Raw genomic sequence first — 14,283 nt, forward strand, 5'->3', positions numbered from 1 at the left:
TGCCCCGCGCGGGCTGTCGTACCCGAACGGCAGAATGGGTGCCGTGACAGCCCAAGAGCGCCCCTGGACGGCCCCCGTCAGCAGCCGGCCGGTCACCGCCACCGTGCGGTTGCCCGGCTCCAAGTCGATGACCGCCCGGGCGCTGGTGCTGAGCGCGCTCGCCGACGGGCCGTCCGAGATCCGCCGGCCGCTGCGGGCCCGCGACACCACGCTGATGGCCGCCGGGCTGCGCGCCCTCGGCGTCGCGGTGGACACCACCGCCGACGAGGTGTGGACGGTCGAGCCCGGTCCGCTGCGCGGGCCGGCCCGGGTCGACGTCGGGCTGGCCGGCACCATCATGCGGTTCGCGCCCCCGCTGGCCGCGCTGGCCGACGGCACGGTCACCTTCGACGGCGACCCGCACGCCCGCAACCGGCCGCTGCGCCCGATCGTCGAGGGTCTGCGCGCGCTGGGCGTCGACATCGACGCCTCGCCCACCGGCGGGCTGCCGCTGGTGATCCGCGGCACCGGCCTGGTCGCCGGCGGCGAGGTGGTCATCGACGCGTCCGGGTCCAGCCAGTTCGTCTCCGGGCTGCTGCTCTCCGCGCCGCGCTTCGCCAAGGGCCTGGTGCTGCGGCACGAGGGCCCGCCGGTGCCGTCCGCGCCACACCTGCGGATGACCACGCACATGCTGCGCGCCGCGGGCGCCACGGTCGACGAGAGCGTGCCCGACGTGTGGGCGGTCGAGCCGGGCGGGCTGCGCGGCCGCGACTGGGAGATCGAGCCGGACCTCTCCGGCGCGGCCCCGTTCTTCGCGGCGGCGATGGTCACCGGCGGCACGGTCACGCTGGCCGGCTGGCCGCGCGACAGCTGGCAGCCGGTGGGGCGGCTGACCGAGCTGCTGACCGCCCTCGGTGCCGAGGTCACCCAGGACGACGCCGGGCTCACGGTGCGGGGCACGGGCGCGCTGCACGGCATCACGGCGGACCTGTCCGAGGTGAGCGAGCTGACCCCGGTCGTGGCGGCGCTGTGCGCGCTCGCCGACGGCCCGAGCGAGCTGCGCGGGGTGGCACACATCCGCGGCCACGAGACCGACCGGATCACCGCGCTCGCCACCGAGCTGGGCAAGACCGGCGCCCAGGTGGTCGAGCATCCCGACGGCCTGGAGATCACTCCCGGGCCGCTGCGGGCCGCCGTCCTCGAGACCTACGCCGACCATCGGATGGCGCACTTCGCGGCGGTGCTGGGCCTCGCCGTCGAGGGCGTCCGCCTCACCGACGTAGCGTGTACCTCCAAGACCCTGCCGGAATTCCCCGAGCTCTGGGCAGACCTCGTGACAGGGAGCTGAAGCTGCCGGGCAAGAAGCGCGAGTACGACGAGGATGACGTCCGGATCAGACCCGGGCGGTCGTCGCGTCCCCGTACCCGCACGCGACCGAAGCACGAGGACGCCGTCGACGCGCTCGTGATCACCGTGGACCGCGGCCGGTACGGCTGCATCCGCGAGGACGCCGAGCACCTCGACGAGCTGATCACGGCGATGCGAGCCCGCGAGCTGGGCCGCAAGTCCGTAGTCGTCGGCGACCGGGTGGCGCTGGTCGGCGACACCTCCGGGGCGCCCGGCGCGCTGGCCCGGATCGTCCGGATCGCCGAACGCACGTCGGTGCTGCGCCGCACCGCGGACGACGACGACACCACCCCCGAGGGCCGGCTCGAACGCGTCGTGGTGGCCAACGCCGACCAGCTGGTCATTGTGAGCGCGCTGGCCGACCCGCAGCCGCGCACCGGGTTCATCGACCGCTGCCTGGTGGCGGCCTACGACGCCGACATCGAGCCGCTGCTCTGCCTGACCAAGGCCGACCTGGCCGGGCCGGCCGGGGTGCTGGACTACTACGCCGAGCTGGACCTGCGCTACGTGCTGGTCAAGCCGGAGAGCGACCTGACCGAGGTGCGCGACCGGCTGGCCGGCCGCATCTCGGTCATGGTGGGCCACTCCGGGGTGGGCAAATCCACGCTGGTCAACCGGCTGGTCCCGGACGCGCTGCGCGCGGTGGGCGTGGTCAGCGCGATCGGCAAGGGCCGGCACACCTCGACCAGCGCGGTGGCGCTGCGGCTGCCCCGGGTGCGCAAGAAGGGCGACCCCGGCTGGATCATCGACACGCCGGGCATCCGCAGCTTCGGGCTGGCGCACGTGAGCGCCGAAAGCCTGCTGCACGGCTTCCCGGACCTGGTCGAGGGCACGATCGACTGCCCGCCGAACTGCGGCCACACGGTCGGCGACAGCGACTGCAAGCTGGACGCGTGGGTGGCGGCGGGCAAGGCGGACCCGCGGCGGCTGGCGTCCTACCGGCGGCTGCTGAGCTCGCGCGCCGGCGAGGACAACTCCCGCGACCAGAGCGAGTAACACCCGGCCCGGCGCGTTCACGCGGCCCGGGTTGGCGCGGCCCGGCCCGGCGCGGCCCGGCGCGACCCGGCACGGCACGGCGCGGACCGGCGCGGCGCGGACCGGCGCGACGCGGACCGGCCCGGCGCAGCCCGGCGCGACCCGGCGCGGCGCGGACCGGCGCGGCCCGGACCGGCTCGGGTGGGTGGATCGGCTAGCGTGCCCGCATGGCCTCGTATGCCGATGACCTCGCCCTCGCCCACTTGCTCGCCGACACCGCGGACTCGATCTCCATGGCCCGGTTCCGGTCCCTGGACCTGCGGGTCGAGGCCAAGCCCGACCTCACCCCGGTCTCGGACGCCGACACCGCGGTCGAGCAGGCGATCCGATCGACGCTGGCCCGGGCCCGGCCGCGGGACGGGGTGCTCGGTGAGGAGTTCGGCATGTCCACGCCGCCCGCCGGGCAGGGCAACCGGCACTGGGTGATCGACCCGATCGACGGCACCAAGAATTTCATCCGCGGCGTGCCGGTCTGGGGCACCCTGATCGCCCTGCTGGACGGCGAGCGGCCGGTCGCCGGGCTGGTCTCCGCGCCCGCGCTGGGCCGCCGCTGGTGGGGCGCGCTGGGCCACGGCTCCTACGCCGGCAAGCACCAGCGGGCCGCCAGCCGGATCTCGGTCTCCGCGGTGCGCCGGATCGAGGACGCCAGCTTCTGCTACGCCAGCCTGCCCAGCTGGGAGGAGGCCGGCCGGCTGGAGCCGATGCTGCAGATCATGCGGGATTCCTGGCGCAGCCGGGCCTACGGTGACTTCTACGGTTACATGCTGCTCGCCGAGGGCGCGGTGGACGTCATGGTCGAGCCCGAGCTGTCGCTGTGGGACGTGGCCGCGCTGATCCCGATCGTGACCGAGGCCGGCGGCTCGTTCACCGATCTCGCCGGTGAGCGGGCGCCCGGCGACGGGAGCGCCATCGCTACCAACAGTCACCTGCACCGGGAGATCCTGGGCCGGCTGGCCGCCGGTGCCCCGTTGACGCACCGTTAGTCTCCGGGCTGCGCCGAACCTGGTCTATTCTCGCCGGGTGATGTCGTCGGGCTGGTTCTATCTCGCCGCGATGATTGCCGCGTACGGTGTCGCCAACCTGTTGCAGTCGATGGCGGCGGCCCGCACGAGCGTGCACCACACCTTCGACCCGCAGTTGCTGGTGCGACTGGCCTGTCACCGTACGTATCTTCTGGGGTTGGTCTGTCAGGTCCTGGGTTTTGTCCTGGCCTTCATCGCCCGGCGTGATCTGCCGCTGTTCCTGGTGCAGGCCAGCGTCGCCGCCGGGCTCGGCGTGACGGCCCTGCTCGGCGTCCTGGTGCTGAAGTGGACCTTGCCGGTTGCGGAGGTCGCGCTGCTCGTGCTGCTGCTCGGCGGGATCACCGCGCTGGTGCTGTCCGCCCAGCCCGCCCACGCCCGCCAGCTCGGTCCCGCCGGCGTCGTCGGTCTCGCGGTGACCGTGCTGGTCATCGCCGTGCTGGGCTTCTTCGCGGTCCGGCTGCACGGCGCCCTCGGCTCGGTCGCGCTCGGCTCGCTGGCCGGCATCGCCTTCTCGGCCGCGGCCATCGCGGCGCGCCCGCTGGCCCTCGAGCACTCGTTCGCCGGCTACTGCACCAACCCCCTGCTGTACCTGCTGATCGCCCACTCGATCGTCGGTCAGTTGCTGCTCGGGCTGGCCATGCAGCGCGGGTCGACCACGGCGGCGGTGGCCGCGATGGACGCCGCCGGCGCGGTGCCCGCGGCGATCGTGGGGCTGCTGCTGCTCGGCGACCGGATCCATCCGGGCCGGGAGTGGCTGGCCGCGGTCGGGTTCGTGGTCACGCTGGGCGCGGTGATCGCGATGACCCGGTACGCCGAGCCGCAGCACCACCACGCGACCGCCCGCTCCGCCGCAGGCCGGCGCCCGGACGGCGTACGGCTGCACCCCGCCGGCCGGTGATCGCGCATGAGCCGCCGTTCCTGGGGTATTCCCCAGACATGCCCATCTGCCTCATAACAGGCACGTGCCCCAATCGGGCCTAAAGTGGGCAGGATCGCGCCCGCATGCGAGATCCACACGCGTTAGGCACAATGGAGTGATCATGCTGAGCGAGGTCCGACACCAGGTGGACGGCGGGCAGACCTATCCGGTCTGCCGGCTGGCCGGGGTGCTCGACGCCGGCACCGCCCCGAGCATCCGGTCCTGGCTGCTCGACCTGCTCGCCGGGCAGCCCGAGGCCGTCGTCGTCGACGTCCGGGAGCTGACCGTCGAGGACCCCGCCGCGGCCACCGTCCTGAGCGAGGTGGCCCGGGACGCCGCCCTCTGGCCCGGCTGCCACCTCCTGCTGGCCACCGGCGGAGCGGAGGCGGATGCCGCCGGCTGGCGGCACGCCGGGCTGCCGCTCTGGCCGACGCCCGGTGACGCCATCGCCGCCCTCGGCGCCCCGGAGCCCCAGCTCTTCCTCCAGGCCGCCCTGGAACCCGTGGTCGGCACCGCCCGGCGCTCCCGCGAGCTGGTCACCGAGGCCTGCGGGCGCTGGGATCTGCCCGACCTCGCCGGCCCGGCCTGCATCGTGGTCACCGAGATGGTCAACAACGTGGTGGCGCACGCGCGGACCCCGATGACGGTCATGCTGGCCCGGCACAGCAGGAGCGTGTCGGTGGCCGTCCGCGACCGGTCCACCCATGTCCCGCACTTCGCCGGCGGGCCGGTGCCGGTCACCTCGTACGGCGGCCGCGGGCTGCTGCTCATCGACTCGGTGGCGCAGCGCTGGGGCAGCCTGGTGCTGGCCGACGGCAAGGTGGTCTGGGCGCTGCTGGACCCGTACGACCAGGTGGGCAAGGAACTCCCCAGCACAGGCATGGCGGGCCAGGCGCGCGGGTAGTCAGCAGGTCATGCGAGACAACGACTACCCGACCGAGGTGTCCGACCCGGAGGCCTCCGGGCTGCCCGAGACCGCGGACGCCGACTCGAACGCGTACGACTCGGTGGAGAGCAGCCGGTGGGCCGACGGGGCCGACCCGGCCGCGCTCCCGGGTGTCGGCCCGGGCGGCTCCAACCGCTTCGGCGACACCGCCGAGGAGGCCCGCCAGGGCGAGCCGTTCGACTCCCGGCTGCGCCAGGAGGAACCCGACGTCGGCGCCGAGGACCCGCTGCCGCCCGGCCGCGACCCGATCGACGAGACCGTCGACTCCTCCGAGCAGCGGCAGTTCGACGCGGACGTGTGGGGCGCCGGCCCGACCTCGGACCCGAACTCGGCGATCTCGCTCTACGACGACGGCCAGCTCGACGCGGACAGCCCGCGGCCGGTGGGCCGGATCGTGGCGACCGACGAGGGCTACGGCACCGACGACGAGGCGGACAGCGTCGCCTACGACGCGGGTGCGGCCGGCGGCGGCGCCAGCGCGGAGGAGCTGGCCATGCACGAGACCACCGCGCCGGACTACCGCTAGTCCAGGCCCTGCTCGATGGCGTAGCGGGTGAGCTCCACCCGGTTGTGCAGCTGGAGCTTGCCGAGCGTGTTCTGCACGTGGTTCTGCACGGTGCGGTGGCTGAGGACGAGCCGGTCGGCGATCTGCCGGTACGACAGCCCCTTGGCCACCAGCCGCAGCACCTCGGTCTCGCGCTCGGTCAGCTTCGGCGTCATCCCGTCCGCGGGCGGCGGCTCGACCGCCAGCCGGCGGAACTCGCCGAGCACCAGCCCGGCCAGCCCGGCCGTGAAGACGGTGTCGCCGGCGGCGGTGCGGCCGACCGCCTCGAGGAATTCGGCCTGGGCCGCCGACTTCAGCAGGTAGCCGCTGGCGCCGGCCTTGACCGCGTCCAGCACGCTCTGCTGCTCGCCGCTGGCCGAGAGCATCAGCACCCGCACGCCGGGCACCGCCTCCAGCAGCCCGTTGATCACCTCGACGCCGGACACGTCCGGCAGCTGAAGGTCGAGCACCACCACGTCGGGGCGGGCGGCCGCGGCGATCCGGACCGCCTGACGGCCCTCGCCGGTGGTGGCGACCACGTCGTAGCCGGCCGCGGTCAGGTCGCGGCTGACCCCCTCGCGCCACATCGGATGATCGTCGACGACCATGACCCGGGTCCTGGGTGCCTCTGTCACGGCCTCAGCCTATCGAGGCGCGCGGCACGGTGAGTTCCACCTCGGTGCCCTGCCCGGGCGCGGAGGTGATCCGCACCGTGCCGCGCAGGTCGGCGATCCGGCCGCGGATGGACTGGGCGACGCCGAGCCGGCCCTGCTGCTCGGCCTGGGCGAACCGTTCCGGCGGCACGCCGCAGCCCTCGTCGCGCACGCTCACGGTCACCTCGGCGGGCTCGTCCTCGACCAGCACCCAGGCCTTGGTGCCCGGCTCGCAGTGCCGCACCACGTTGTCCAGCGCGGCGCCCACGGCGGCCGCCAGCTCGGTGGCCACCCGCGAGGGCAGCCGGACCGCGCCGGCCGGCGCGGCGACCGACACCGTGGCCGACGCGTACGGGTCGAGCAACGCGATCAGGTCGACCTCGGCGTGCTCGTCGACCGGTTCCGCGGTGCGCCCGGTGACCAGCGTGCGCAGCGCCGCCTCCTGCTCGCCGGCCAGCCGGGCCAGCTCGCCGGCCTCCCCGTCCAGCCCCGCGCCGCGCCGCTTGACCAGGGCGAGCACCTGGAGCACCGAGTCGTGGATGTCGCGGGCCAGCCGTTCCCGCTCGCGGATCGTCGCCTCCAGCTGGATGGCCCGTGCCAGGCGTCGCTGGGAGACCTCGGCGATGCCGACCAGGTAACCGACCGCGGTCGCGGCGAGCACCATCAGCACCGTGCCGGTGAACGCCGCCTGGTCGTAGTGCGCGCGCACGGTCAGGTCGGTGGCGCCCATCGCGAGCGCCGCCACGATGCCCCAGCGCCGGCCGCCGGCCACCGCCCAGGCGATGACCGGGGCGACGTGCCAGGCCACGGCCAGGGTCGGGCGGCCCTCCTCGAGCGCGGACCGGCCGACCACCCAGAGGCTGGCGGTCATCACGCCCATCGTGACGAGCAGGTCGGCCACCAGCAGCGGGGCCCGGCGCCGGGCCGGCACGGCATACGCGTACGTGGTGCAGACCGTCCACGCCGCGGTCACCGCGAGCACCGGCCAGGCCAGCATCGGCCGCTCGTAGGCACCGACGTTGCGGACCACCAGGATCGCCACATAGACCAGGGCCGCGATCCGGTACACCGCGATCGCGCGCCACAGGGGGTTCTGCAGCCCACTCGCTTGCGCCATGCGCAGACCATCCCACAAACCCGCTCGCCCAGCGGAATGATCAGACGTCGCCTACCGTCGGAGGCATCGGTACGGCATTGCTCTCCGAGGCGTTCGACCGTGACGGGGTCACCCCGCTGCGGCACACCGTCGCGGCCCGGGCCGGCGCGGCGGGCCTGTCCGGTGGCCGGCTCGACGATTTTGTGGTGGCCGTCAACGAGTTGCTCACCAACGCCGTACGGCATGGCGGCGGGGTCGGGCATCTCACGCTCTCCGCCGCGGACGGGTTTGTCGTGTGCGAGGTGAGCGACCACGGCGCCGGCCTGGACGGGGCTCGCCCGGCACCGGACGAACCGGGCGGCTGGGGCCTTTTACTGGTCCGGGAACTGACGGACACATGTGAGATCAAAACCGGACCCGACGGTACGGCCGTGCGCATTTCCAGCCGGACCGGCTCGAAATCCTGAAACTTTTTTTAATTTTCCCGTCCCGAACTTGACCTTTGGCTCCCGATCTTCTTATGTCACTGCTGACGCTTGTGCACCATTGCCCCCGGAGGTTCCCCCGTGCCGCGACACAGCGCGCCGCAGCAGCCCTCGTGGCTGCGCCCCCGACTAGTCGTCGCATTCGTGGTCGCGACCGCCGGACTGGTGACCGCCGTCTGGCTACCCACCCGCAACGACAGCGCGGACGCCGCGGAGCGCAACCGCAGCAACGACAGCCGCCGGGACCGGGAGCGGGTGCGGTCGCTGCCCGCGTTCGCCGACGATTTCTCCGGCCAGCGCGGCAGCACGGTGGACCCGGCCAAGTGGGCGCTGCGCACCGACCGGGTCAACGACAACCTGCAGTTCAGCGAGAGCGTGCGGAACGCCCGGCTGGACGGCGAGGGCAACCTGGTGATCGTGCTGCGCGGGGAGGACAACAACTCCCTCTCCACCGCACGCCTCTACAGCAAGAGCGCCCTGCGCGGCACCACCGGCCGCGTCGAGGCGCGGATCAAGGCACCCGCGGGCGAGGGTGTGCAGCCGGCGTTCGAGCTCGTGGATGCCGAGCGGCCGGGTTCCGGCGCGTTCAACGTGCTCGCCGAGCCGGTCACCGACGGCGAGTTCCACACGTACGCGGTGGAGTGGAAGCCCGGCGAGGCCGTGGTGTCGGTGGACGGCGCGCCGGTCAAGCGGGAGGCGCTGGAGGGCCTGGACACCGGCCGGGCGTTCCGGCTGGCGCTGACCCTGGGCGTGGACGACAACCGGTCCCGGGCCGACCTGCCCGCGCGGATGGCCGTCGACTCGGTGAGCTTCTCCGGCGCCGACGCCTCGGCCGAGCCGACCGCGCCGCCGGCCACGACCCCGCCGGCCCCCGCCCCCACCACGGCTCCCACCACCGAGCCGCCGGCCGAGGACCCGCCCACCAGCGAGCCGCCGACCACCGCTCCGACGACGGCACCGACGACCACTCCGCCGGCCGAGCCGACCACTCCGCCGACGACCGCGCCGCCGGCTGCCAAGGCCTGGGCGCCGTTCACCGACTACGTGGCCGGCCAGCTGGTCACCTTCAAGGGTGTCGAGTACCAGGTGCTGGAGACGCACACGTCGCTGCCGGGCTGGGAGCCGACCGCACTGCCGGCGCTCTTCAAAAAGATCTAGAAAAGGGTTATCCGGGGTTCCGGAACCAGTCTCCCTTGACTGAAACCGGTCTATCTGTAAACACTGCTAAAAGTGTTAACAACCTCTTCCCCCGGAGGCTCCATCCCCATGCGTAAAACCCGGATACTGCTCGCGGCTGCCGTGGTCGCCGTGACCCTCACCGGCGGCCTGGTGGCCGCCTCCCGCAACGACGCCGCGGACGCCGCCATCGGCGGCATCACCTGGCAGGACGAGTTCAACGGCGCGGCCAACGCCCCGGTTGACGCCAGCAAGTGGAAGTTCGACATCGGCGGCAGCGGCTGGGGCAACAACGAGCAGCAGTACTACACGAACTCCACGAGCAACGTCCGGCAGGACGGGCAGGGTCACCTGGCGATCACCGCCCGCAAGGAGAACCCGGCCAACTACCAGTGCCACTACGGCACCTGCCAGTACACCTCCGGCCGGATCCTGACCGCCGACAAGTTCAGCCAGCGGTACGGCCGCTTCGAGGCCAGCATCAAGGTGCCGAAGGGTCAGGGCATCTGGCCGGCGTTCTGGATGCTCGGCGGCAGCAACTGGCCGACCACCGGCGAGATCGACATCATGGAGAACGTCGGCAAGGACCCGAACACCCTGTACGGCACGGTGCACGGCCCGGGCTACTCCGGCGCCGAGGGCATCGGCGGCAACCGCAACCTGGGCGCCCCGCTCAGCGACGCGTTCCACAACTACTCCGTGGAGTGGTCGCCCAACCTGATCGTCTGGTTCGTCGACGGCTCCGAGTACTTCCGGGTCACCCCGGCCAGCCTCGGCGGCGACCAGTGGGTGTTCGACCACGCGTTCTTCATGATCCTGAACGTGGCCGTGGGCGGCTACTGGCCCGGCTACCCCGACGGCACCACGCAGTTCCCGCAGACGATGCTCGTCGACTACGTCCGGGTCTCGGCGTGGACCGACGGCGGCACCACGCCGCCGCCCAGCACCGGCGGCAACGCGCTGCGGTCCAACTTCAGCAACCGCTGCATCGACATCCCCGGCGGCAACGCCGCGGACGGCGCCCGGCTCCAGCTCTGGGACTGCAACGGCACCACCGCGCAGAAGTGGACGCCGAACGGCGACGGCACGCTGCGGGGCCTGGGCAAGTGCATGGACCCGGCCGGCGGCGCGCTGACCAACGGCACGCCGATCCAGCTGGTCACCTGCAACGGCAACCCGGTGCAGCGGTTCACCCTGTCCGGCGCGGGCGACCTGGTGAACGTCTCCGCCAACAAGTGCGTCGATGTGAAGGACTGGAACAGCGCCAACGGCGCCCAGTTGCAGCTGTGGGACTGCGGCGGCACCACGAACCAGAAGTGGACCAAGGTCTGACCTGTTTGCGTACGACCGTTACTCTGCCGCCCGGGCCGCTTCGGCGACCCGGGCGGTATTGATTGTCATCTCACCCCGAACGGATCTCCTTGATGCGCGGACGCGATCACCACTTCGTCACGAACGTGTCCTCGCTCCTGGTCTGCGGCCTGTTGGCCGGGGTCGCGGTGGCCGCGGCCGCCTTCCCCGCGGTCGGCATGTCCGGCCTCGCTGCCAAGGCCGGCAGCGAGGCGTTCGCGAGCCTGCCGAGCCAGCTCAAGCAGGCCACCGCGCCGCAGCTGACCCGGGTCTTCGCCGCCGACAACAAGACGCCCATCGCGGTGTTCTACGACGAGTTCCGCAGCGACGTCCCGCTCAAGGACATCGCCCTCACCATGCAGAACGCCATCGTGGCCGCCGAGGACCACCAGTTCTTCAAGCACAACGGCGTTGACCTCAAGGGCTCGGTCCGGGCGCTGGTGAACAACAACAACGGCGGCGACAAGCAGGGCGCCTCGACCCTGACCATGCAGCTGGTGAAGATGTCGCTGGCGTACTCGGCGACCAGCCCGCAGGAGGTCGTGGACGCCACCGAGGACACCCCGACCCGCAAGGTCACCGAGATGAAGTACGCCATGCAGCTGGAGAAGGAACTCACCAAGCCGCAGATCCTCGAGCGCTACCTCAACGCGGCGCCCTTCGGCAACGGCTCGTACGGCATCTACGCGGCCAGCCAGGTCTACTTCAAGAAAACCCCCAAGGACCTCAGTGTCGCCGAGGCCGCCCTGCTCGCCAGCATGGTCAAGGCGCCCAGCGGCTTCGACCCGACGACGACCCGCGGCTACCCCAAGGCGCTGGAACGGCGCAACTGGGTGATCGGCAACATGCGGGACCTCGCCTACATCACCCCGGAGCAGGCGACCGCCGCCACCAAGGTCAAGCTCGCCCGGACCGCGCAGCGGGCGGGGAACGGCTGCGCGGCCGTGAAGGCCAACAACTGGGGCTTCTTCTGCGACTACTTCTACCGGTGGTGGCTCAGCCGGCCGGAGTTCGGGCAGACCCCGTACGACCGGGAGCGGCGCCTGAAGAGCGGCGGTTACCGGATCCAGAGCTCGCTGGACATCAAGGCGCAGAAGGCGGCCCGGAAGAACGTGGCCGACCGGCTCGGCACCGACGACCGCGACGCGCTGCTGATCGCCGCGGTCCAGCCGGGCACCGGACGGGTCCGCGCGCTGGCCGCCAACCGGCGCTACAGCCTGGACACCGAGAAGAACGAGTGGTCCTCGGACCCGAAGAAGGCGGCCAAGAAAGTCCGCGCCACCTACCCGAACACCACCAACCCGCTGCTCTCCGGCGGTGGCGACATCAAGGGCTACCAGGCCGGCTCGGTGTTCAAGATGTTCACCATGGTGGCGGCGCTGGAGAACGGCTACCCGCTGGCGTACCCGATCAACACCACGTACCGCTACAAGTCCGGCTACCGGGACAACGGGCAGGCCTCGTGCGGCGGCGGCTACTGGTGCCCGACCAACGCGGCGAAGGGCGAGCAGGGCTCCTTCAACATGTGGACCGGGTTCGGCGCGTCGGTGAACACGTACTTCGTGCCGCTGGAGGAGAGCGTCGGCGCCGAGAAGGTGGTCGACGTGGCCCAGCGGTTCGGTGTGCAGTTCCGCGAGCCCACGGAGCTGGACATGGCCACCAAGCACGCGAAGGACTGGGGTGCGTTCACCCTCGGCGTGTCGGCCTCGACCCCGCTGGACATGGCCAACGCGTACGCCACGCTGGCCGCCGACGGCAAGTACTGCGCGCCGACGCCGGTCCAGCAGATCACCACGCTCAAGGGCGAGAAGCTCGACGTCGGCAAGCCGCACTGCCGGCAGGCCACCAAGCCGGACGTGGCCCGCGCGGCGATCGACGCGGCCCGCTGCCCGGTCGGCGACTACGCCCAGCTGGGCAGCTGCAGCGGCCGGACGGCGGGCAGCGCACGCGGCATCATCGGGCACCCGATCTTCGGCAAGACCGGCACCACCGACCACGACAAGACGGCGTCGCTGATCATCAGCACCACCTCGATCACCGTCGCCGGCTATCTGGTGAACCCGGACTACCAGAACCACCCGTACCGGCTGAGCCACGACAACGTGAACCCGGCGGTCTGGGAGACCGTGCGCGACATCATGAAGGGCAAGCCGAAGGACCAGTTCAAGAAGCCCTCCGGCAACAAGATCGCCGAGGGTGAGCAGCGCTCGATCCCGGACGTGGAGTGCCTGAGCGTCGCCGCGGCCACCAGCAAGGTCAAGAACGCCGGCTTCACCGTCGGGGTGGGCACCGAGGTCGCGTCGAGCTGCCCGAAGGGTCAGGCCGCGGGCACCGCACCGGACGGCCGGACCATCAAGGGCGGCTTCGTGAGCATCCAGATCAGCCAGGGTCCGGACAAGCCGAAGAAGGACAAGGCCAAGCCCGGCGGCGGCTGATCAGCGGGCCGTGAAGCTGTCGCCGTAGACGCGCCAGCTCAGCGGCCCGTTCAGGTCCAGGTTGCTGGACCGCAGGAAGACGCGCTGGGCGGTCTCCACCCGGGTCACGTCGCTGTGCGCCTCCTCGGTGCGCATCTCCGCGACCCGGGCGTCCAGGAACGCGTTGAGCCACACCGTCTCGTCGCCACCCTGCTTGGGCGTCCGCGCCGTGCGCATGGCGTCGGCGCGGATGGCGCGCAGCCCGGACTGGCCGTGCATCACGGCCGCGTCGTAGTAGGCGAACTGCCCGAGCGCGCGGACCCGGTCGGCGGTGGCCAGGGCGACCGCGGGTGCGAAGTACATCCGGTCCCGCTCGTCCTCCTGCGTCCGCTGGAACATCGGGTCCGCCGCGGCCGCCTTCCAGGCGGCCGGGAAGCCGGGATCAAGCCCGGCGTGCGAGTCCGAGCCGTCGACCGCGCGCAGGGCCGGCAGGTACCGCGCCAGCTTGTTCCCCGGTACGCGGCGGGTGTACTCGGTGACCAGCGCCAGCATGTCGGAGGTGCCGGAGCAGAAGCCGACGATGCCACCGGTGTAGCCGCGCCCGTCGCCGATGTCCTCCAGGTAGCCGTACTCGCCGCGCCAGTTCAGCGTCGAGTTCTCCGCGCTGGAGACGAGTTGGAGCGCGAAGGCCTTCTTCCGGGCGTCGGTGAGCCCGGCGGCGAGCGAGGAACCGGTCACCGCGGGGGTGTTCTCCGCAACCGGGGCGGCCGGACCGGGCCCGAAGACCTGCGCCTCGTACAGCGAGTAGCCGGTTCCGGTGGCCGGTTGAGTGGCGAGCACGCGCAGGTAGCGGCCGGTGCCGTGGAGCTTCCTGAGGTCGTCCGTGCCGCCGTCACCGCGGGACGTGCGGTAGAGGTCACGCCAGCTGCTGCCGTCGCCGGAGATCTGCACGCGGTAGGCCGTCGCGTACGCGTCCGGCCAGCGCAGCCGGACCCGGCTGACGTCCTGCGCCTGGCCCAGGTCGACGCGGAGCCACTGGGTGCCGGCCGACCCGGTGATCCAGCGGGTGCCGCCGAACCCGTCCACCGCTTTGGTGGCGTCGTTGCCGGCCGACGCGACGGCCGGACGGCCCTTGGAGAGCAGCACGTCCGGCGCCGCGTCGGCGGTGACGGTGATGACCAGCGGCACGGTGCAGACGGCGGCGATGCCCGTTCCCAGCGCGACCGCCTTTGCCCGGATGCCCACCCCTCAAAGCTA

13 protein-coding genes are annotated in these 14,283 nt (G+C 72.3%); 10 read left to right on the forward strand and 3 right to left on the reverse strand.

Going from position 1 to position 14,283, the window contains the following annotated elements; all coding sequences use genetic code 11:
* The first annotated feature begins 34 nt into the window (after positions 1–34).
* The 6 genes from aroA to ACIBQZ_RS06270 all read left to right on the forward strand — a co-directional run bounded on the left by aroA (position 35) and on the right by ACIBQZ_RS06270 (position 5,834).
* Positions 35–1,327: a 3-phosphoshikimate 1-carboxyvinyltransferase gene (gene aroA / locus ACIBQZ_RS06245; protein ID WP_396087394.1), complete on the forward strand. Its 1,293-nt coding sequence runs from the start codon at positions 35–37 to the stop codon at positions 1,325–1,327.
* Between the two features lie 2 nt (positions 1,328–1,329).
* A complete protein-coding gene (rsgA, locus tag ACIBQZ_RS06250; protein ID WP_396087910.1) occupies positions 1,330–2,382 on the forward strand; it encodes a ribosome small subunit-dependent GTPase A in 1,053 nt (350 codons plus the stop codon).
* 206 nt (positions 2,383–2,588) lie between these two features.
* A complete protein-coding gene (gene hisN, locus ACIBQZ_RS06255; protein WP_396087395.1) occupies positions 2,589–3,404 on the forward strand; it encodes a histidinol-phosphatase in 816 nt (271 codons plus the stop codon).
* Between the two features lie 70 nt (positions 3,405–3,474).
* Positions 3,475–4,341: a hypothetical protein gene (locus ACIBQZ_RS06260; RefSeq protein WP_396087911.1), complete on the forward strand. Its 867-nt coding sequence runs from the start codon at positions 3,475–3,477 to the stop codon at positions 4,339–4,341.
* 142 nt (positions 4,342–4,483) lie between these two features.
* Positions 4,484–5,266 carry an ATP-binding protein gene (locus ACIBQZ_RS06265; protein ID WP_396087396.1) on the forward strand — a complete coding sequence of 261 codons (783 nt, stop codon included), beginning with the start codon at positions 4,484–4,486 and terminating at the stop codon, positions 5,264–5,266.
* 10 nt (positions 5,267–5,276) lie between these two features.
* Positions 5,277–5,834 (forward strand): DUF5709 domain-containing protein, encoded by a 558-nt coding sequence (locus tag ACIBQZ_RS06270; protein WP_396087397.1) that lies wholly within the window; start codon positions 5,277–5,279, stop codon positions 5,832–5,834.
* Here the strand turns inward: ACIBQZ_RS06270 and ACIBQZ_RS06275 are convergent.
* Entirely contained in the window at positions 5,831–6,460 is a 630-nt protein-coding gene (locus ACIBQZ_RS06275; protein WP_396087912.1) for a response regulator, read from the reverse strand. The two genes, ACIBQZ_RS06270 and ACIBQZ_RS06275, sit on opposite strands and share 4 nt — an antisense overlap.
* A 31-nt stretch (positions 6,461–6,491) precedes the next feature.
* Positions 6,492–7,622, reverse strand: coding sequence for a MacS family sensor histidine kinase (macS, locus tag ACIBQZ_RS06280; protein ID WP_396087398.1), 1,131 nt, complete (start codon positions 7,620–7,622; stop codon positions 6,492–6,494).
* 77 nt (positions 7,623–7,699) lie between these two features.
* On the opposite strand from macS, the gene ACIBQZ_RS06285 reads away from it, so the two are divergent.
* The 4 genes from ACIBQZ_RS06285 (at position 7,700) to ACIBQZ_RS06300 (ending at position 13,047) form a co-directional block, all read left to right on the forward strand.
* Positions 7,700–8,068, forward strand: coding sequence for an ATP-binding protein (locus ACIBQZ_RS06285; RefSeq protein ID WP_396087399.1), 369 nt, complete (start codon positions 7,700–7,702; stop codon positions 8,066–8,068).
* A gap of 99 nt (positions 8,069–8,167) precedes the next feature.
* A complete protein-coding gene (locus ACIBQZ_RS06290) occupies positions 8,168–9,244 on the forward strand; it encodes a carbohydrate-binding protein (protein WP_396087400.1) in 1,077 nt (358 codons plus the stop codon).
* 108 nt (positions 9,245–9,352) lie between these two features.
* The gene (locus tag ACIBQZ_RS06295) at positions 9,353–10,594 is read left to right on the forward strand and encodes a family 16 glycosylhydrolase (RefSeq protein ID WP_396087401.1); all 1,242 of its coding nucleotides are present in this window, start codon (positions 9,353–9,355) and stop codon (positions 10,592–10,594) included.
* Positions 10,595–10,686: 92 nt separating this feature from the next.
* Positions 10,687–13,047, forward strand: coding sequence for a transglycosylase domain-containing protein (locus ACIBQZ_RS06300; RefSeq protein ID WP_396087402.1), 2,361 nt, complete (start codon positions 10,687–10,689; stop codon positions 13,045–13,047).
* Here the strand turns inward: ACIBQZ_RS06300 and ACIBQZ_RS06305 are convergent, their stop codons facing one another.
* On the reverse strand, positions 13,048–14,271 hold the full coding sequence (locus ACIBQZ_RS06305; RefSeq protein ID WP_396087403.1) for a chitosanase: 1,224 nt from the start codon (positions 14,269–14,271) through the stop codon (positions 13,048–13,050).
* Positions 14,272–14,283 lie beyond the last annotated feature (12 nt).

This window comes from Actinoplanes sp. NPDC049599 (assembly GCF_044465625.1).
GTDB lineage: Bacteria > Actinomycetota > Actinomycetes > Mycobacteriales > Micromonosporaceae > Actinoplanes.